At 71.5% G+C, this 17,686-nt stretch carries 18 protein-coding genes and 3 tRNA genes; 15 read left to right on the forward strand and 6 right to left on the reverse strand.

Annotation, left to right across the window (positions count from 1 at the left end; translation table 11 throughout):
- The coding region (locus tag AOK16_RS12515; protein ID WP_107098333.1) for a nitrate- and nitrite sensing domain-containing protein at positions 1–3,264 on the reverse strand (3,264 nt) is incomplete at its 3' end.
- A 468-nt stretch (positions 3,265–3,732) separates the two neighbouring features.
- On the opposite strand from AOK16_RS12515, the gene AOK16_RS12520 reads away from it, so the two are divergent.
- From AOK16_RS12520 to AOK16_RS12545, 6 genes are all read left to right on the forward strand, one after another.
- Entirely contained in the window at positions 3,733–3,912 is a 180-nt protein-coding gene (locus AOK16_RS12520) for a hypothetical protein (RefSeq protein WP_055472339.1), read from the forward strand.
- A gap of 148 nt (positions 3,913–4,060) precedes the next feature.
- Complete coding sequence (locus AOK16_RS12525; RefSeq protein WP_055472340.1) at positions 4,061–4,876, forward strand: fumarylacetoacetate hydrolase family protein; 816 nt, start codon at positions 4,061–4,063, stop codon at positions 4,874–4,876.
- A complete protein-coding gene (gltX, locus tag AOK16_RS12530) occupies positions 4,869–6,356 on the forward strand; it encodes a glutamate--tRNA ligase (RefSeq protein WP_079101306.1) in 1,488 nt (495 codons plus the stop codon). The genes AOK16_RS12525 and gltX overlap by 8 nt, the downstream gene beginning before the upstream one ends.
- A gap of 188 nt (positions 6,357–6,544) precedes the next feature.
- Positions 6,545–6,616 (forward strand) — tRNA-Gln (locus tag AOK16_RS12535).
- An 18-nt stretch (positions 6,617–6,634) separates the two neighbouring features.
- Positions 6,635–6,707: transfer RNA gene (locus AOK16_RS12540), tRNA-Glu, on the forward strand.
- Positions 6,708–6,773: 66 nt separating this feature from the next.
- A tRNA-Glu gene (locus AOK16_RS12545) sits at positions 6,774–6,846 on the forward strand.
- 98 nt (positions 6,847–6,944) lie between these two features.
- Here the strand turns inward: AOK16_RS12545 and ndgR are convergent.
- A complete protein-coding gene (gene ndgR / locus AOK16_RS12550; RefSeq protein ID WP_055472342.1) occupies positions 6,945–7,661 on the reverse strand; it encodes an IclR family transcriptional regulator NdgR in 717 nt (238 codons plus the stop codon).
- Positions 7,662–7,794: 133 nt separating this feature from the next.
- Here ndgR and leuC point away from each other — a divergent pair, with 133 nt between their 5' ends.
- The 4 genes from leuC to AOK16_RS12570 all read left to right on the forward strand — a co-directional run bounded on the left by leuC (position 7,795) and on the right by AOK16_RS12570 (position 10,927).
- On the forward strand, positions 7,795–9,219 hold the full coding sequence (gene leuC / locus AOK16_RS12555) for a 3-isopropylmalate dehydratase large subunit (RefSeq protein WP_055472343.1): 1,425 nt from the start codon (positions 7,795–7,797) through the stop codon (positions 9,217–9,219).
- 5 nt (positions 9,220–9,224) lie between these two features.
- Positions 9,225–9,818, forward strand: a complete 594-nt coding sequence (leuD, locus tag AOK16_RS12560; RefSeq protein ID WP_055472344.1) for a 3-isopropylmalate dehydratase small subunit — start codon at positions 9,225–9,227, stop codon at positions 9,816–9,818.
- 115 nt (positions 9,819–9,933) lie between these two features.
- Complete coding sequence (locus AOK16_RS12565) at positions 9,934–10,161, forward strand: SCO5555 family protein (protein ID WP_055472345.1); 228 nt, start codon at positions 9,934–9,936, stop codon at positions 10,159–10,161.
- 142 nt (positions 10,162–10,303) lie between these two features.
- Positions 10,304–10,927: an HU family DNA-binding protein gene (locus AOK16_RS12570; protein ID WP_055472346.1), complete on the forward strand. Its 624-nt coding sequence runs from the start codon at positions 10,304–10,306 to the stop codon at positions 10,925–10,927.
- Between the two features lie 109 nt (positions 10,928–11,036).
- On the opposite strand, the gene AOK16_RS12575 is transcribed toward AOK16_RS12570, so the two are convergent.
- Complete coding sequence (locus AOK16_RS12575; RefSeq protein WP_055472347.1) at positions 11,037–11,240, reverse strand: hypothetical protein; 204 nt, start codon at positions 11,238–11,240, stop codon at positions 11,037–11,039.
- Positions 11,241–11,430: 190 nt separating this feature from the next.
- A complete protein-coding gene (cofC, locus tag AOK16_RS12580) occupies positions 11,431–12,102 on the reverse strand; it encodes a 2-phospho-L-lactate guanylyltransferase (RefSeq protein WP_055472348.1) in 672 nt (223 codons plus the stop codon).
- A 158-nt stretch (positions 12,103–12,260) separates the two neighbouring features.
- Here cofC and AOK16_RS12585 point away from each other — a divergent pair, with 158 nt between their 5' ends.
- The 3 genes from AOK16_RS12585 (at position 12,261) to AOK16_RS12595 (ending at position 15,269) form a co-directional block, all read left to right on the forward strand.
- Positions 12,261–13,016, forward strand: coding sequence for a lysophospholipid acyltransferase family protein (locus tag AOK16_RS12585; protein WP_055472349.1), 756 nt, complete (start codon positions 12,261–12,263; stop codon positions 13,014–13,016).
- On the forward strand, positions 13,013–14,038 hold the full coding sequence (locus AOK16_RS12590; protein ID WP_055472350.1) for an NAD(P)H-dependent glycerol-3-phosphate dehydrogenase: 1,026 nt from the start codon (positions 13,013–13,015) through the stop codon (positions 14,036–14,038). The genes AOK16_RS12585 and AOK16_RS12590 overlap by 4 nt, the downstream gene beginning before the upstream one ends.
- Positions 14,039–14,108: 70 nt before the next feature.
- Entirely contained in the window at positions 14,109–15,269 is a 1,161-nt protein-coding gene (locus AOK16_RS12595; protein ID WP_055472351.1) for a D-alanine--D-alanine ligase family protein, read from the forward strand.
- A gap of 51 nt (positions 15,270–15,320) precedes the next feature.
- On the opposite strand, the gene AOK16_RS12600 is transcribed toward AOK16_RS12595, so the two are convergent.
- Positions 15,321–15,815, reverse strand: a complete 495-nt coding sequence (locus tag AOK16_RS12600; RefSeq protein ID WP_055472352.1) for a DUF3515 domain-containing protein — start codon at positions 15,813–15,815, stop codon at positions 15,321–15,323.
- Between the two features lie 20 nt (positions 15,816–15,835).
- On the reverse strand, positions 15,836–16,069 hold the full coding sequence (locus AOK16_RS12605; RefSeq protein ID WP_030612688.1) for an Lrp/AsnC family transcriptional regulator: 234 nt from the start codon (positions 16,067–16,069) through the stop codon (positions 15,836–15,838).
- Positions 16,070–16,332: 263 nt separating this feature from the next.
- Between AOK16_RS12605 and AOK16_RS12610 the strand changes: the two genes are divergently transcribed.
- Entirely contained in the window at positions 16,333–17,316 is a 984-nt protein-coding gene (locus AOK16_RS12610; protein WP_055472353.1) for a thiamine-phosphate kinase, read from the forward strand.
- 62 nt (positions 17,317–17,378) lie between these two features.
- Positions 17,379–17,686, forward strand: a 308-nt coding sequence (locus tag AOK16_RS12615) for a bifunctional hydroxymethylpyrimidine kinase/phosphomethylpyrimidine kinase (protein WP_205627673.1), incomplete at its 3' end; no start/stop codon positions are given.

Consider the following 17,686-nt stretch of genomic DNA (forward strand, 5'->3'; position numbering starts at 1 on the left):
CTGGGGGGCCGGGGCCGCGGGAGCGCCCGCGCCCCCGCTCCGGCCGGGGCCGCGGAACCAGCCCGACTCCAGGTCGTCGAAGAGCGGCGTACGGCCGTTGTCGCCCGCCGAGGGCTGCGCGGGCCGGTCCAGCTCGGAGGGCGGCAGCGCGTACTGGCCGGTCTCGTACTGCTGCTGGGGCCGCTGCGGCTGCTGGGGCTGAGAGTGCTGCTGCTGGGGCTGCTGCGGGGCGCCCTGCTGGTTCCCCGCCGGGTTGCCCGGGCGCCCGTAACCGCCGCCGGGCGGCGGGGAGGTGAAGTCCTGGCGGGTGAACTGCGTGGTCGACTCGACGTCCTCGTGGCCGCGCGGGGCATCGCCGTTGTCCCGCGGCGCGGCGCCCGGCCAGTCGTCGGCACCGCCCGCCGAGCGGCGGGCGCCCCAGCTGGTGCCGGGCTGCGGGCTCGGCGCCTGGTTGCCGGGGCGCCCGGCACCGGGGCCGCCGGGCAGCTCGCCCGCGTTGCCACGCGGCGGCAGCGCCGCGAGGTCCGGGCCGCCCCCGGCGCCGGGCCGGCCCTGGCGGCCGTCGAAGTTCTCGGGCCCGCGGCCACCCGTACGGGACGGGTCCTGCGGGGCGTCCATGGTGCCGGGCCGCCCGCGCGAGGGGTCACCGAAGGCGGCCGGAGGGTTCCAACCGCCGTCGGAAGCGGGGGAGTCGGGGCCACCGGGACGGCCCTGGCCCTGGCTGTCGCCGGGGCGCCCGGCCGGGCCGCCCGCGCCGCCGAAGGCCTCGGAGCCGTAACCACCCTGCGGGCCGGGGGCATGGGGACGCCCACGACCCGGGGCGGGGTTCTCCTCCCCGCGGCCCTGGCCACCGGCCGGAGCCCCGCCGCTGAACGCGTTCGCGGCACCGGCCCCGGCACCAGCACCGGCACGCGGCGGCAGCCCGTTGCCCGTACGGCCCTGCTGGCCGCCGGGTTCACCCGGACCACCGGCCCCGCCCGGCTCACGCCCCGGCAGAGCCGGGCGCGAACCGCCGCCCTGGACCTGCCCGCGCGGCGTCATGCCCGCGAGGCGGTTGGCGGTCTGGCCGGCGTTGCCGCCGCCCGCGGCCGAACCACCGCCGGGCACACCCGGCTTGGCGGCCGCCTTGCCGCCCTGCGCCACGTCCACGGGCAGCATGACCAGCGCGGTCGTGCCGCCGGAGTCCGAGGGCCGCAGCTGGATGCGGATGCCGTGCCGCAGGGACAGCCGGCCGACCACGAACAGGCCCATGCGGCGGGAGACGGAGACGTCCACGGTCGGCGGCGAGGCCAGCCGCTCGTTGATCGCCGCCAGGTCCTCGGGGGAGAGGCCGATGCCGGTGTCGTGGATCTCGACCAGCACGCGCCCGTCGGGCAGCGCGTGACCGGTCACCTTGACCTTGGTCTGCGGGGAGGAGAAGGAGGTCGCGTTCTCCAGGAGCTCGGCGAGCAGGTGCACCAGGTCGTTGACGACCCGGCCCGCGACCTCGGTCGCCGGTACGGCACTCAGCTCGATCCGCTCGTACTGCTCCACCTCGGAGGCCGCGGCGCGCAACACGTCGACCAGCGGGACCGGCCGGGTCCACCGGCGGCCGGGCTCCTCGCCCGCGAGGACGAGCAGGTTCTCGCCGTTCCGGCGCATACGGGTCGCGAGGTGGTCCAGCTTGAACAGCGAGGACAGCTGGTCCGGGTCGGCCTCGCGGCTCTCCAGCTCGGAGATCAGCGACAGCTGGCGCTGGATGAGGCCCTGGCTGCGGCGCGAGAGGTTGGTGAACATCGCGTTGACGTTGCCCCGCAGCAGCGCCTGCTCGGCGGCGAGGCGGACCGCCTCGCGGTGCACGTCGTCGAACGCCGCGGCCACCTGGCCGATCTCGTCCCGGCTGTGCACACCCACCGACTCCACGGAAGTGTCCACGTCCTGCGGGTCGGACTCGGAGAGCTGCTTGACCAGTTCGGGCAGCCGCTTCTGCGAGACCTCCTGCGCGGTGTCCTGCAGCCGGCGCAGTGAGCGCACCATGGAGCGGGCCACGACGAACGCGCCGATGAGCGAGACGCCGAGCACGAGCAGGATGACGGCACCGTTGATCAGGGCGTCCTGCTGGGCCTCGGAGCGCAGTTCGCGCGCCTTCTCCTCCATCTCGGAGAGCAGCGTCTGCTCGATGCGCGACATCTCCTCGATCTTGGTGGTGTCCTGGTCGTACCAGTCCTTGTACGAGCGCTGCTCGCCGTTGGCGATCTGGCCGTCGGTCTTCAGGACCCGGGTCGCGTAGGTGTCCGCGAGGATGATGTTGGCGTTGCCGCCGTCCTCCAGCGGCTGCATCAGCTCCTGGGAGCTCTGCTTGCCCGCGTAGACCTGGATGAACTGGGCGAGCGAGGACTCCTCGCTCTGCTGTGCCGACTGGCCGTAGAGCCGGTCGTTGGCCGACAGCTTGGGCTTCGGCTCGTGCGCGAGACCGGCGCTGATGACGGCGCGCTGGATGGACGCGTACTCCTTGGCGGAGGAGAAGGCGGCCAGTGCCCGGGTGGAGCGGATCATCTCGCTGTTGCTGGTGGCCTGGGCCATGTCCTGGGACAGCGAGAGCAGCGAGTTGATGAGCTCGTTGTAGCTGGAGACGGTCTGGGAGACGTAGTCCGGGTCGCTGTACGCGGTGTTCCGGATCGTCTTGATCTTCTCGAGCTGCTTGAGGATGTTGACCAGGGACGAGTTGACGCCCACCAGCTCGTCGGAGTTGGAGGCGTCGATGTCCTGGGTGGCCTCCTGGAAGGCCTGCTTGGCGCGGTTGGTCTTGATGCGCGAGTAGACGACGTCGTCGTTCTTGTCGTCGCCCATCGCCAGCGGACCGGCCGAGTGGTCGCGCTCCTCCTGGAGCGCAGACGCCAACTCGGTGGCCTGCTTGGTCATCTCGGTCAGCAGCTTCATGTTGTCGAGCTGCTTGAGGTTGTCCATCGAGTTGTCGATGCGCAGCGCGCCCAGCGTGGTCGCCGCGACCACGGGGAGGGTCAGCAGGGCGACAAGTCGGGTGCTGATGTGCCAGTTGCGCAGAGCGAGGCGCGAACCGGCGCCCTGCGCCGGCTTCCCCTGCGGGCGGTCCACAGACTCACCGCCACCGCCCGGCGGGTTCGTCCGCGCGGGGCTCGCGGAGCCCTTGCTCTCCGGCGTGGGGCCGGTGCCCTGGGGGCGCTGGGGCGAGGAGCCGCGGTCGGTCTCACCGCGCGGCTCCGGATCCGCCGCAGCGCTGCCATCCCTCTTGAAACGTCCCTGCACTAGCGTCGCAACCTCTGGACCAGGCGTCCCCCCGCGTCAGCGGGCGGACGGTGTCGAGTGATTCTGGGGAACCTGTGGCCCCGGCGGTCCGTGGAATTCCAGCACAGTGCCGGATCTCCAAACAAGGGCGACGGGTCAGACCGTGACGCGGGTGACACTGAGTAGAGACCGCATGACGACATGTAGAAACTGAAGTCGGCGATAACGGACTTTCCCCAGTGAATCGTGCGGCGCGTATGGCTGTCCAGGTGGCGCCGATCGCGAGTGGAACGTTCGCTTCGGTACGTCAATGTCCGATTCCGCAAGCGGGAATTCTTGACCGCTCTGCCCCTTTTTATTCACTGGTTCGTGAGCAAAATCACATGGAGTTCGCGGCTTCTGCCTTCGAACCACCGGGAATGGCGCGTCTAGCCTGACGGTTTACACCCAGCGAACTTCTGACAAGCGACGAACACGAGGCAGACACCAGTGAAGACGACCATGCTCTTCCGCAACATAGCCAACCCCCGCCGCACCACGCTCGCGCACCTCGAGGATGCCGAGGCGCTGCGCACCGCGGACGCTCAGGCTCTGGAGCACACGGTCGATCTGCCGGCGCAGACCGCCAACCCCCGCCGCACGGTCCTGATGGACGCCCCCCAGGCCTGACCCGGGACACCGCTCTTCGCAAGCCCCTCGCCGGCCCCCGGCGGGGGGCTTCGCGCTGCCCGGGGCGGCCAGGGGGCCCGCGATAGCCTGGAGTGTCAGTCTCCAGCGAAGATCAGTCTCGAAGACCAGTGAGGGGCAGCGGCTTCCCGTGCGCATCGCCAGGTTCTCCATCGACGGCAACGTCGCCTTCGGCGTCGTGGAGGGCACCGCTCTCCCTTCGGGGGAAACCCCCGGACCCCCGGGCTCCACCGGAGGCGGCCTTGTCCTCGACATCATCAAGGGCCACCCCTTCGCCGAGTTCGAGCGCTCGGGGCAGAAGATCCCGCTCGACAAGGTACGGCTGCTGCCGCCCGTGCTCCCCAACAAGGTCGTCGCGATCGGCCGCAACTACGCGGAGCACGCCGCGGAACTGGGCAACTCCGTCCCGGACATCCCGGTCACCTTCTTCAAGCCGTCGACCTCCGTGGTCGGCCCCGGCGACCCCATCGCGTACCCCGCGTTCTCCGACGAGGTGCACCACGAGGCCGAGCTGGCCGTGGTCATCGGCCGGATGTGCCGCGAGGTGCCCCGCGAGCGGGTCGGCGAGGTCATCCTCGGCTACACCTGCGCCAACGACGTCACCGCTCGCGACGTCCAGCAGCGCGAGAACCAGTGGGCCAGGGCCAAGGGCTTCGACACCTCGTGCCCGCTGGGCCCGTGGGTGGAGACCGAACTCGACCCGGGCGACCTCGGGATCATGTGCACGGTCAACGGCGAGCAGCGGCAGCTGGGCCGCACCAGCGACATGGTGCGCCCCATCGAGGACCTGATCGTGCACATCACCGAGGCGATGACGCTGCTCCCCGGCGACGTCGTCCTCACGGGCACCCCGGCAGGGGTCGGCCCCCTCAACGTCGGCGACGAGGTCGCCGTCACCATCGAAGGCATCGGCACTCTCACCAACAAGGTGATCAAGCGTGGCTAGCGCATCCGCAGCATCTCCCGTACGCGTACGGTTCTGTCCCTCGCCGACCGGCAACCCCCACGTGGGCCTGGTCCGCACCGCCCTCTTCAACTGGGCCTACGCCCGCCACAACGGCGGCACCCTGGTCTTCCGCATCGAGGACACCGACGCGGCCCGCGACTCCGAGGAGTCCTACGAGCAGCTGCTGGACTCGCTGCGCTGGCTGGGCCTCGACTGGGACGAGGGCCCCGAGGCCGGCGGCCCGCACGCCCCGTACCGCCAGTCCCAGCGCATGGAGATCTACGCGGACGTGGCCCGCCGCCTGAAGGAGCGGGGCTTCGCGTACGAGTGCTATTGCACCACCCAGGAGCTGGACGAGCGCCGCGAGGCCGCCCGCGCGGCCGGCAAGCCGTCCGGCTACGACGGCGCGTGCCGCGAGCTGACGCCCGAGCGGGTCGAGGCCTACCGCCGCGAGGTCCGCGAGCCCATCGTCCGCTTCCGCATGCCGGACGAGCCGATCACCTTCACCGACCTGGTGCGCGGCGAGCTGACCTTCACCCCGGAGAACGTGCCGGACTTCGGCATCGTGCGCGCCAACGGCGCCCCGCTCTACACGCTCGTCAACCCGGTCGACGACGCGCTGATGGAGATCACGCACGTCCTCCGCGGCGAGGACCTGCTCTCCTCCACCCCGCGCCAGATCGCGCTGTACGCGGCGCTGGCCGAGATCGGCGTGGGCAACGGCACCACCCCGCGCTTCGCGCACCTGCCCTACGTGATGGGCGAGGGCAACAAGAAGCTGTCCAAGCGCGACCCGCAGTCCTCGCTCAACCTCTACCGCGAGCGGGGCTTCCTCCCCGAGGGGCTGCTCAACTACCTCTCGCTGCTCGGCTGGTCGCTCGCCGCCGACCGGGACGTCTTCACGATGGACGAGATGGTCGCGGCCTTCGACCTGGAGGCGGTCAACGCCAACCCGGCCCGCTTCGACCTGAAGAAGGCCGAGGCGATCAACGCCGACCACCTGCGCCGGTTGGACGTGAAGGACTTCGTCGCGGCCTGCGAGCCGTGGCTGAAGGCCCCGTACGCCCCGTGGGCCCCGGAGGCCTTCGACGCCGAGGCCTTCGAGGAGCTGGCCCCGCTGGCCCAGACCCGCCTCACTGTCCTCTCCGACATCACGGCCAACGTGGACTTCCTCTTCCTGGACGAGCCCGTCGAGGAAGAGGCGTCCTGGCAGAAGGCCATGAAGCCGGGCGCGGACGCCCTCCTGAGGACCGCGCGCGAGAAGCTCGCCGTGGTGGACTGGAGCGCCGAGCCGCTGAAGGAGGCCGTCCTGGCCGCCGGCGAGGAGCACGGCCTCAAGCTCGGCAAGGCTCAGGCGCCGGTCCGCGTCGCGGTCACCGGCCGCACGGTCGGCCTGCCGCTCTTCGAGTCCCTCGAAGTCCTCGGCCGCGACCGCACCCTGGCCCGCATCGACGCCGCCCTGGCGAAGTTGGGCGGCTAGCGCCCCGTCCACCCGGCGCGGAAGCCGCTCCGCGCCGGGGCGGACACCCCCGTAGGTGGCCTGGCGGAACCCGTTTTGGAGCCCCGTCCACCTTCAGGTAATGTTCTTCCTGCGCCGCCCGGGCGGGCCGAAAAGTCCGGAACGGGAAGCGCACATCAAGCAAAACCCTTACAGGGGTTGCGTTTTGGTGGGGTATGGTGTAATTGGCAGCACGAGTGATTCTGGTTCACTTAGTCTAGGTTCGAGTCCTGGTACCCCAGCGCATTCAACAGTGCCAAGCCCCCGTTGTGTAGCGGCCTAGCACGCCGCCCTCTCAAGGCGGTAGCGCCGGTTCGAATCCGGTCGGGGGTACAGATCCTTCCTTCCGTCACCATCCGGGTCGCACCCGGAGGCGACGACGAGTAAAGGATCGCCAGGGCCCCCGTTGTGTAGCGGCCTAGCACGCCGCCCTCTCAAGGCGGTAGCGCCGGTTCGAATCCGGTCGGGGGTACAGGCAGGAAGCCCCTCCTTCGCGGAGGGGCTTTTCGCATGTCCGGACAGCGAAAGACCCCTCCGCGAAGGAGGGGCCTTTCCCGTGTGGTCTGGGCCTCAGGTGGTGCGCCGCAGCGCCTCGCTCAGTCGCGCCGCGGCGTCCACCACCGCCTGCGCGTGCATCCGGCCCGGGTGGCGGGTCAGCCGTTCGATCGGTCCGGAGACCGAGACGGCGGCCACGACGCGGTTGGAGGGGCCGCGCACCGGCGCCGAGACGGAGGCCACCCCCGGCTCCCGTTCGCCGATCGACTGGGCCCAGCCCCGGCGCCGTACGCCCGAGAGCGCGGTCGCCGTGAAACGGGCGCCCTGGAGGCCGCGGTGCAGCCGCTCCGGCTCCTCCCAGGCCATCAGGATCTGGGCCGCGGAGCCGGCCTTCATCGGCAGCGTGGAGCCCACCGGCACGGTGTCCCGCAGTCCGGACAGCCGCTCGGCGGCCGCCACGCAGATCCGCATGTCGCCCTGGCGCCGGTAGAGCTGGGCGCTCTCCCCGGTCACGTCCCGCAGGTGGGTCAGGACCGGTCCCGCCGTGGCCAGCAGCCGGTCCTCGCCGGCCGCCGCGGCCAGCTCGGCCAGGCGCGGGCCGAGGATGAACCGGCCCTGCATGTCCCGCGCCACCATCCGGTGGTGCTCCAGGGCCACCGCGAGCCGGTGCGCCGTGGGGCGGGCGAGGCCGGTCGCGGCGACGAGGCCCGCCAGGGTGGCCGGGCCTGATTCGAGTGCGCTGAGCACCAACGCTGCCTTGTCGAGAACGCCGACGCCGCTAGAGTTGTCCATGCAACGATACTCGCGTCTCACTCTGTGAAACGCAAGTTCAATTTTCTCCGGAAACAGTCACTCTGGAATGGCACGGAGAAAACGGTCAGGGAAACGAGCAGGGTCCGCTCAGGCGGGCACCGGAGGGAAAGCGATGGGACGCACACTCGCGGAGAAGGTCTGGGACGCCCATGTCGTCCGGCGCGCCGACGGCGAGCCCGATCTCCTCTTCATCGACCTTCATCTGCTGCACGAGGTCACCAGTCCGCAGGCCTTCGACGGGCTCCGCAAGAGCGGCCGGCAGGTGCGGCGGACGGATCTCACCATCGCCACCGAGGACCACAACACACCCACGCTCGACATCGACAAGCCGATCGCGGACCCGGTGTCGCGTATGCAGTTGGAGACGCTGCGCAAGAACTGCGCGGAGTTCGGGGTGCGGCTGCACCCGCTGGGCGACGTCGAGCAGGGTGTCGTGCACGTGGTGGGCCCGCAACTGGGGCTGACCCAGCCGGGCATGACCGTGGTGTGCGGCGACTCCCACACCTCCACTCACGGCGCCTTCGGCGCGCTGGCCTTCGGCATCGGCACCTCGCAGGTCGAGCACGTGCTGGCCACCCAGACGCTGCCGCTGTCCCCGTTCAGGACCATGGCGATCACGGTCGAGGGCGAACTGCCCGAGAGCGTCACCGCCAAGGACCTGATCCTGGCGATCATCGCCCGCATCGGCACCGGCGGCGGCCAGGGTTACGTGATCGAGTACCGCGGCGAGGCCATCGAGAAGCTCTCGATGGAGGCCCGGATGACCATCTGCAACATGTCGATCGAGGCCGGCGCCCGCGCGGGCATGATCGCCCCCGACGACACCACCTTCGCCTACCTCAAGGACCGCGACCACGCCCCCCGGGGCGAGGACTGGGATGCGGCGGTGGACTACTGGCGCACCCTGCGCACCGACGAGGACGCGGTCTTCGACCACGAGGTCGTCATCGACGCCTCGCGGCTGGCCCCGTTCGTCACCTGGGGCACCAACCCCGGCCAGGGCGCACCGCTGTCGGCGAACGTGCCCGACCCCTCCTCGTACGCGGACGCCTCCGAGCGGCTGGCCGCCGAAAAGGCCCTGGAATACATGGGGTTGACGGCAGGTCAGCCCTTGCGCGAGATCGCCGTGGACACCGTCTTCGTCGGCTCCTGCACCAACGGCCGTATCGAGGACCTGCGCTCGGCCGCGTCCATCCTCCAGGGCCGCCAGGTCGCCGACACCGTACGGATGTTGGTCGTCCCCGGCTCCGTGCGCGTCGCGCTCCAGGCTGTCGATGAGGGCCTGGACAAGGTGTTCACCGCGGCCGGCGCCGAATGGCGCCACGCGGGCTGCTCGATGTGCCTGGGAATGAACCCCGACCAGCTCGCCCCCGGCGAGCGCTCCGCCTCCACCTCAAACCGCAACTTCGAGGGTCGGCAGGGCAAGGGCGGCCGCACCCACCTGGTCTCCCCGCAGGTCGCCGCCGCCACCGCGGTCCTCGGCCACCTCGCCTCGCCCGCCGACCTGACCGACGCCCCGACCCTCGTGGAGGCCTGAGGACCATGGAAGCTTTCACCACCCACACCGGCCGGGCCGTCCCGCTGCGCCGCTCCAACGTCGACACCGACCAGATCATCCCCGCGCACTGGCTGAAGAAGGTCACCCGCGACGGCTTCGAGGACGGCCTCTTCGAGGCCTGGCGCAAGGACGGCGAGTTCGTCCTCAACCGCCCCGAGCGGCAAGGCGCCACCGTTCTGGTCGCGGGCCCCGACTTCGGCACCGGCTCCTCCCGCGAGCACGCTGTCTGGGCCCTCCAGAACTACGGCTTCGAGACCGTGATCTCCTCCCGCTTCGCCGACATCTTCCGCGGCAACTCCCTGAAGAACGGCCTGCTCACCGTCGTCCTCCCGCAGGAGACCGTGGACCGGCTGTGGGAGCTGACCGAGGCCGACCCCACCGCCGAGATCACCGTCGACCTCCAGCGGCGCGAGGTGCGAGCCGAGGGCGTCAGCGCGGAGTTCGAGCTCGACGAGAACGCTCGCTGGCGGCTGCTCAACGGCCTCGACGACATCGGCATCACCCTCAAGAACGAAGCCGACATCGTCGCGTACGAGTCCCGTCGTCCCGCCTTCAAACCCCGCACCGCACCGGTCTGATCAGCGCGGCTACCCCTTGTGCCCCCTGCCGACGGCAGGGGGCACAGCCATGTCCGGGCGACGCGCGTTGGAGCCCCGCTAAGCGACAACTCGCCCCAGGTGGCACAATCGGTGCATGGACCGCGAAAGCCAACTCGAGCTTCACCGGCTCGTCGCGGACCGGCTGAAGGAGGCGCACACAAGAGTGCGCACCCTGCAAGTCCCGGAGGGCGTACGGATGGCGCTGTCCAGGAAGCTGCTGGTCATCACGGCTGCGGCTAAGCACGATCTCGCCGCTGCCGCACGGCGTCTGGAGCGCTTCATGAAGGACCTCGATGAAGGCCGTTATCCCGAAGGCGAGTAGTCGACGGCCCGACGTGACGGTCGAGTTCGTTGCGGCACAAGGGTGATTAGCCCGTTTCGTGTTTGATTTGCGGTATATATCTGCCTAACGTGCGAAAAAGCTTGAACAGTTTCGTTCCGGCAATGTCTCCGAAGGGGAAGACGTGAACAAGGCGCAGCTCGTAGAAGCAATTGCCGACAAGCTCGGCGGCCGGCAGAACGCCGCCGACGCAGTCGACGCCGTACTGGACGCCATCGTCCGCGCAGTTGTCACCGGCGACCGGGTCTCGGTCACCGGCTTCGGCTCGTTCGAGAAGGTGGACCGCCCGGCGCGGTACGCTCGCAACCCGCAGACCGGCGAGCGCGTCCGGGTCAAGAAGACCTCGGTGCCCCGCTTCCGCGCAGGCCAGGGCTTCAAGGACCTGGTGAGCGGCTCGAAGAAGCTGCCGCGCGGCGGCGAGGTCGCGGTCAAGAAGGCGCCGAAGGGCAGCCTGCAGGTCGGTACGGCCGCGAAGAAGGCCGCGGCCAAGAAGGCCACCGCGAAGAAGGCGGCGGCGAAGAAGACCACCGCCAAGAAGACCACCGCCAAGAAGGCGGCGGCGAAGAAGACCACCGCCAAGAAGACCACGGCGAAGAAGACCACGGCCAAGAAGACGGCGGCCAAGAAGACCACCGCCAAGAAGGCCACCGCGAAGAAGGCGCCCGCCAAGAAGGCCACGGCCAAGAAGGCCCCGGCCAAGAAGGCCACCGCGCGCAAGACCGCCAAGAAGACGGCGGCCAGGCGGTAACTCGCCTGTCCCCCCACACGCGTCGGGCCGGACTCCCCTCGGGGAGTCCGGCCCGCGGTGTTTCCCGGGCCCGTTGGCTCCCCGGCTCCGCGGGCCGCGCCCCAGGGCCTCAGAGCGTCTGCAGCGTCACCAGGGCGATGTGCCGGCTCTCGCCCTCGCCCTCCACCTCGATCCGCACCCGCTGCCCGGGCCGCAGCAACCGCAGGCCCCCCGCGTCGAACGCCGCCGTGTCGAACTCCAGCGGCGTCCCGTCATCGAGCAGCACACTGCCGGACCGGGTCTGGGCGTCGTAGGTGTACGCGGTGGCCTGCATGGGGCCCACCCTAGCCGGGGGCCCGTGAGGAGGCGCGGGACGCGTCCGTCGCCCGCTGCCGGGCGCGGGCCACCACTCGGACCAGGCCAGTTCGGTCTTCGCCGCGCGGGCGAGGGATTCTCTGCTGCGAGCGCGAAGGGTTCGGCGCCGAATTTGCCGCACGCGCGGCCCATGGGGCGGGCCCGGGAGCCTAATCCGACGCCGCGAGGAGGGCCGCCGCGGCGGCCGTCCTCGGGCCCACGCCCAACGCCAGGGCCGCGTGCAGGTCCTCGACGGTGTCCACGTCCCGCCGTACCGAATCCACGTCCGCGAGCGGGATTTCCGTGGCTCCGGAATCGCGGTGGCGGGCCCGGGAAAGGGCACCGAAAGCCGGGGCCAATTCGGTGCCCGGAAGTGCGCAGAGAAGCGTGGTGCCCACCCCGGCCGCATCCGCCAGAAAAGCCCGGGGAGATCGGGCCGCCGTCCGCAGAACCCGGGCCAGTTCCGTGGGCCGCAGCGCCGGCAGATCCGCGTTCAGCGCCGCCACCGCCGCCCCTGGCCGGACCTGCCGGACCACCCGCGCCCCGTGCGCCAGCGCCGCGTTCAGCCCCGAGCCCGGCTCGTCCCGCACCGCACGCGCGCCCAGGGCGCCGAGTTCGGCACCCGCCAGCGGATCGTCGGTGACAACCACCACATCCCGTACGGCGGGACAGGCCAGCGCGGCCGCCACCGTGTCCTGCGCGAACGCCAGCGCCAGGCCCGGCGTCGGGCCCGCGCCCGCCTCCCGCGCGAGCCTGCTCTTGGCCCGGGAAAGCGGCTTCAGAGGCACCACCAGGGACCAGCCGCCGGCGTCCGCGCAACCGCCCTCTCCGAGACTTCGCATCGGACCCATTCTCACCTGTCCCCGAAACCCCCCAGAACGCCGCCCGAGCCGCCCGGGAGCCGCGGGGTTACGGTGTCCTCGACAGACCGGGGCCCTGGGGCGACACTTGTGCGGCTGCACGCCCGCAGCTCAGCAGGTCCCACGAGGAGGGTGTCCGAGTGTCCCGCCGCAGAATCGGCTTCTGGTACCGCCTGGCCGCGGTCATTGCCAAACCACCGCTGGTGGTGCTGTTCAAGCGGGACTGGAGCGGAACGGAGCACATTCCGGCCCACGGTGGCTTCGTCACCGCGGTCAACCACAACTCGTATCTGGACCCGCTCTCGTACGCGCACTTCCAGTACAACACCGGACGCGTCCCGCGATTCCTGGCGAAGGCCGCCCTTTTCAAGGCGCCGTTCGTCGGCACCCTGCTCCGCGGCACCGGACAGATCCCCGTCTACCGCGAGTCCAGCGACGCCATAGACGCCTTCCGCGCCGCCGTCGACGCCATCGAGCGCGGCGAGTGCGTCGCGTTCTACCCCGAGGGCACGCTCACCCGCGACCCCGACCACTGGCCGATGCAGGGCAAGACCGGCGCGGCCCGCGTCGCGCTGCTCACCAAGGCGCCGGTCGTCCCGGTCGCGCAGTGGGGTGCCAACCACGCGCTGCCGCCGTACGGGAAGCTCCGCCTCTTCCCGCGCAAGACGCTGCGCGTGAAGGCCGGTCCGCCCGTGGACCTCTCCGCCTACTACGGGTTGGAGCCCACCACCGAGGTGCTGCGCGCCGCCACGGACACGATCATGGCGTCCGTCACCGAACTGCTCGCGGAGGTGCGCGGCGAGCCCGCGCCCACCGAGCCGTACGACCACCGCAGGGCCCGTGCCGAACAGCGCAGGAAGAGCGAGCGGTCGCAGGCCGAGGGAGAGAACACGTGACGCGCTGCGCCGTCTTCGGCACCGGCTCCTGGGGCACCGCCTTCGCGATGGTGCTCGCCGACACCGGCTGCGAGGTGACCCTGTGGGGCCGCCGCCCCGAACTCGTCGAGGCGATCAACACCGGCCGTACGAACCCCGACTACCTCCCCGGCGTCGAACTCCCCGCCGCCGTCTCGGCCACCACCGACCCCGAGCGGGCCGCGCAGGGCGCCGAGTTCACCGTTCTCGCCGTCCCCTCCCAGACGCTGCGCGGCAACCTCGCGCGGTGGGCGCCGCTGCTGCCCGACGACACCGTGCTCGTCAGCCTGATGAAGGGCGTCGAACTCGGCACCGCGAAGCGGATGAGCGAGGTCGTCGAGGAAGTGGTCGGCAAGGCGTCCGGGGGCCCCTCCGACGCGGTCAGGAGGAGGGTCGCGGTGCTCACCGGGCCCAACCTCGCCAAGGAGATCGCCGCCCGGCAGCCCGCGGCCGCCGTCGTGGCCTGTGTGGACGAGGCGGTGGCCCAGCGCCTCCAGGCCGCCTGCCACACCCCGTACTTCCGCCCGTACACCAGCACCGACGTGGTCGGCTGCGAACTCGGCGGGGCGGTCAAGAACGTGATCGCCCTCGCCGTCGGCATCGCCGACGGCATGGGCCTCGGCGACAACACCAAGGCCTCGCTGATCACCCGCGGCCTCGCCGAGACCACCCGGCTCGGCCTCGCGATGGGCGCCGAGGCGCACACCTTCGCGGGCCTCGCGGGCATGGGCGACCTCGTCGCCACCTGCTCCTCGCCGCTGTCCCGCAACCACACCTTCGGCACCAACCTCGGCCGCGGCATGACGCTGGAGGAGACCATCGCGGTCACCAAGCAGACCGCCGAGGGCGTCAAGTCCTGCGAGTCCGTGCTCGATCTGGCCCGGCAGCACGGCGTCGACATGCCCATCACCGAGACCGTGGTGGGCATCGTGCACGAGGGCAAGCCGCCGCTCGTCGCGCTCAAGGAGCTGATGTCCCGCAGCGCCAAGGCCGAGCGGCACTGACCCCGCCCGGCGGACTCACCCGGGGTACGGACTCCGCACCCCGGCGAACGTTCGGTAGGGTCGACGCGATATGAGCAGCGAGCACTCCTCCCACAGCCCCAAGCCGCGCGTGGCCGTCGTCTTCGGCGGCCGCAGCTCGGAACACGCCATCTCCGTCGTCACGGCGGGCGCCGTCCTGAGCGCCATCGACCGGACCAAGTACGACGTGCTGCCGATCGGCATCACCGCCGACGGCCGCTGGGCGCTGACCGCCGACGCCCCCGAGCGCATGGCGATCACCGACCGGCAGCTGCCGAGCGTCGAGCAGCTCACGGAGTCCGCCGAGGGCGGCGTGCTGCTGCCGGTCGACCCGAGTAGCCGCGAGGTCGTCTACACCGAGCCCGGCGCCGTCCCCAAGGCGCTCGGCGAGGTCGACGTCGTCTTCCCCGTGCTGCACGGCCCGTACGGCGAGGACGGCACGCTGCAGGGGCTGCTGGAGCTGTCCGGGGTGCCGTACGTGGGCGCGGGCGTGCTCGCCTCCGCGGTCGGCATGGACAAGGAGTACATGAAGCGGGTGTTCATCTCGTACGGCCTGCCCGTCGGCCCGTACGAGGTGATCAGGCCCCGCGAGTGGGACCGCACCGGCCCGAACGGCGAGAAGGGGGCCGCCGCCCGCAAGAAGATCGTGGACTTCGCGGCCGACCACGGCTGGCCGATCTTCGTCAAGCCCGCCCGCGCCGGCTCCTCGATGGGCATCACCAAGGTCGACAGCCCGGAGGGCCTGGACGAGGCCGTGGCCGAGGCCCGGCGCCACGACCCCAAGATCCTCGTGGAGTCGCTGCTGCGCGGCCGCGAGATCGAGTGCGGGGTGCTGGAGTTCGAGGACGGCCCGCGCGCGAGCCTGCCCGCCGAGATCCCGCCCGTCACCTCGCACGACTTCTACGACTTCGAGGCGAAGTACATCGACTCCGCCACCGGCATCGTGCCCGCGCCGCTCACCGCCGAGGAGACCGGGCGCGTACAGGAGCTGGCGGTACGGGCCTTCGACGCCGTCTCCTGCGAGGGCCTGGTCCGCGCGGACTTCTTCCTGCTGGACAGCGGGGAGTTCGTGATCAACGAGATCAACACCCTGCCGGGCTTCACCCCGATCTCCATGTACCCGCGGATGTGGCAGGAGAGCGGCGTGAGTTACCCGGAGCTGGTGGACCGGCTCATCCAGGCCGCGCTGCGCCGCCCGACCGGCCTGCGCTGAGCCCCGCCGAGGCCCGTGGGCTCCGGCGGCGGGCAACTCGCCGCCGGGGGCTCACAGTTCGCTCGGCACCGTCTTCTCCACGGGGGCCGCGAACTCGGTGAGGACACCGGTCTCCGGGGCGTACTTCCCGGGAACCGTCACCTCCACGAACGCCTTGCGCCCCGTCGTGGTGAAGCGGTAACCGTCGTCCTGCTTCTCCAGCAACCAGGTCACGCCGTCGACCTCCACCGCCTCCGCCGTGGGGTTGTAGTGTTCACTCCCTGGCGTTAGCAGTTCGGGCCGCTCCACTCCGCAGCGCAGCTGTACGGCGGGGTCGCCCCAGTCGGCCGCGAAGTCCGAGTCGGGGCCGGCGGAGTCGCGCTCCAGCCCGTCCAGGGTCCGAGGCAGCCGCTCGTGCAGGGCCCGGCAGAACCCGGCGGCCTGCGCCGAGGGGGTGGGGACGGGACGGGAACCGCTGCCGCCGGCGGAGCAGCCCGCGGTGCCGGCGAGGGCGGTGGCCAGCAGGACTGAGGTCAGGCGGAAGGGCCGACGGGGGAGAACACTCACCGGCCGAGCATAGTCGGGGGCTACAGATGGACGACCGGACAGGTCAGGGTGCGCGTGATGCCGTCCACTTGCTGGACCTTCGCGACCACCATGCGGCCGAGCTCGTCGACCGTGTCGGCCTGGGCCCGCACGATCACGTCGTAGGGGCCCGTGACATCCTCTGCCTGGATCACTCCCGGAAGCTTGGAAATCGTCTCGGCGACGGTCGACGCCTTGCCGACTTCGGTCTGGATCAGGATGTACGCCTGTACCACGGAACCTCCAGGGGCGGCCACGAGGATCATGCAGGGAGAAGGGACGCCACGGTACCGCGTCGCCGAGTGGCACGGGGAGACCCGGGCGGGCGTCGGCGCGCTCCCCGGGGCACCCCGGAACGACACCTCGAAGGTACCGACCCGGTTGGCGGCACGCGAGCGCTGACCAAAGGCGGGACCGGGCGCGACACTAGCGGTACAGAGACTGGCGGTACAGAGAGCAGAGCCCGGCGCAGAACCACTGGGGCAGAAGGGGCACACCGATGAAGGGCACCGTGGGAGAGCTGGGGGAGTTCGGGCTCATCAGGGAGTTGACCTCCCGGCTCACCACCACCCCCGCCGTACGGATCGGGCCGGGCGACGACGCCGCCGTGGTCGCGGCGCCCGACGGCCGGGTTGTGGCCAGCACCGATCTGCTGCTGGAGGGCCGGCACTTCCGCCGCGACTGGTCCACCGCCTACGACGTCGGCCGCAAGGGCGCGGCGCAGAACCTGGCCGACATCGCCGCCATGGGCGCCGTACCGACCGCCCTGCTGCTCGGCCTCGTCCTCCCCGCCGACTTGCCCGTGACCTGGCCGACCGAGCTGATGGACGGCCTGCGCGACGAGTGCCGGGCCGCGGGCGCCGCCGTGGTCGGCGGCGATGTCGTACGCGGTGACACCATCACCGTTGCCATCACCGCGCTGGGCGACCTGCGCGGCCTGGAGCCGGTCACCCGCGGCGGCGCCCGGCCCGGCGACGTGGTGGCCGTGACCGGCTGGCTCGGCTGGTCCGCGGCCGGGCATGCGGTGCTCTCCCGCGGCTTCCGCTCGCCCCGCGCCTTCGTCGAGGCGCACCGGCGGCCCGAACCGCCCTACGACGCGGGCCCGGCGGCCGCCGCGCTCGGCGCGACCGCGATGACCGACGTCAGCGACGGCCTGGTGGCCGACCTCGGGCACATCGCGGACGCCAGCGAGGTCCGGATCGACCTGCGGTCGGCGGCGATCGACGTGCCCACGCAGATGTCGGACATCGGCAAGGCGGTCGGGATCGACCCGATGACCTGGGTGCTGGGCGGCGGCGAGGACCACGCGATCGCGGCGACCTTCCCGCCGGATGTGAAACTGCCCGCCCGCTGGCGGGTGATCGGCGAGGTGCTGCCCTGCGCGGTGGCGCGGGCGTCGGCCCAGCCGCAGGTGACGGTCGACGGGGTGCCCTGGGCGCAGGCCGGCTGGGACCACTTCTCGGGCATCGAGGACGCCCAGTAGGCCGCTCGACCGCCCGCGAGACCGCCCGTGGGCCCGTCCGGCAGGCCCGGTAGATTCGCCGCATGCGCAGATCCACCGCACCCCCGCGCGTCCTCACCGTCGCCGGCTCCGACTCCGGCGGCGGCGCGGGCATCCAGGCCGACCTGAAGGCGATGCTCGCCCTCGGCGTGCACGGCATGAGCGTGCTCACCGCCGTCACGGCCCAGAACTCGCTGGGCGTACAAGGCGCTTGGGAACTGCCCGTCGACGCCGTGCGCGCGCAGTTCCGCAGCGTCGTCGACGACATCGGCGTCCAGGCGGTGAAGACCGGCATGCTCGCCTCGGCCGAACTCGTCGAGGCGGTCGCCGAACTGCTCGCCGGAGTCGGGGC

The organism is Streptomyces pathocidini (assembly GCF_001418495.1).
GTDB classification, from domain to species: domain Bacteria; phylum Actinomycetota; class Actinomycetes; order Streptomycetales; family Streptomycetaceae; genus Streptomyces; species Streptomyces pathocidini.

Excerpts from the sequence above, each read along its gene's own strand:
- ndgR (WP_055472342.1), bottom strand. The coding sequence starts at position 7,661 with ATGGACAACTCTAGCGGCGTCGGCGTTCTCGACAAGGCAGCGTTGGTG.
- leuC (WP_055472343.1), top strand. The coding sequence starts at position 7,795 with ATGGGACGCACACTCGCGGAGAAGGTCTGGGACGCCCATGTCGTCCGG.
- leuD (WP_055472344.1), top strand. The coding sequence starts at position 9,225 with ATGGAAGCTTTCACCACCCACACCGGCCGGGCCGTCCCGCTGCGCCGC.
- AOK16_RS12565 (WP_055472345.1), top strand. The coding sequence starts at position 9,934 with ATGGACCGCGAAAGCCAACTCGAGCTTCACCGGCTCGTCGCGGACCGG.
- AOK16_RS12575 (WP_055472347.1), bottom strand. The coding sequence starts at position 11,240 with ATGCAGGCCACCGCGTACACCTACGACGCCCAGACCCGGTCCGGCAGT.
- cofC (WP_055472348.1), bottom strand. The coding sequence starts at position 12,102 with ATGCGAAGTCTCGGAGAGGGCGGTTGCGCGGACGCCGGCGGCTGGTCC.
- AOK16_RS12595 (WP_055472351.1), top strand. The coding sequence starts at position 14,109 with ATGAGCAGCGAGCACTCCTCCCACAGCCCCAAGCCGCGCGTGGCCGTC.
- AOK16_RS12610 (WP_055472353.1), top strand. The coding sequence starts at position 16,333 with ATGAAGGGCACCGTGGGAGAGCTGGGGGAGTTCGGGCTCATCAGGGAG.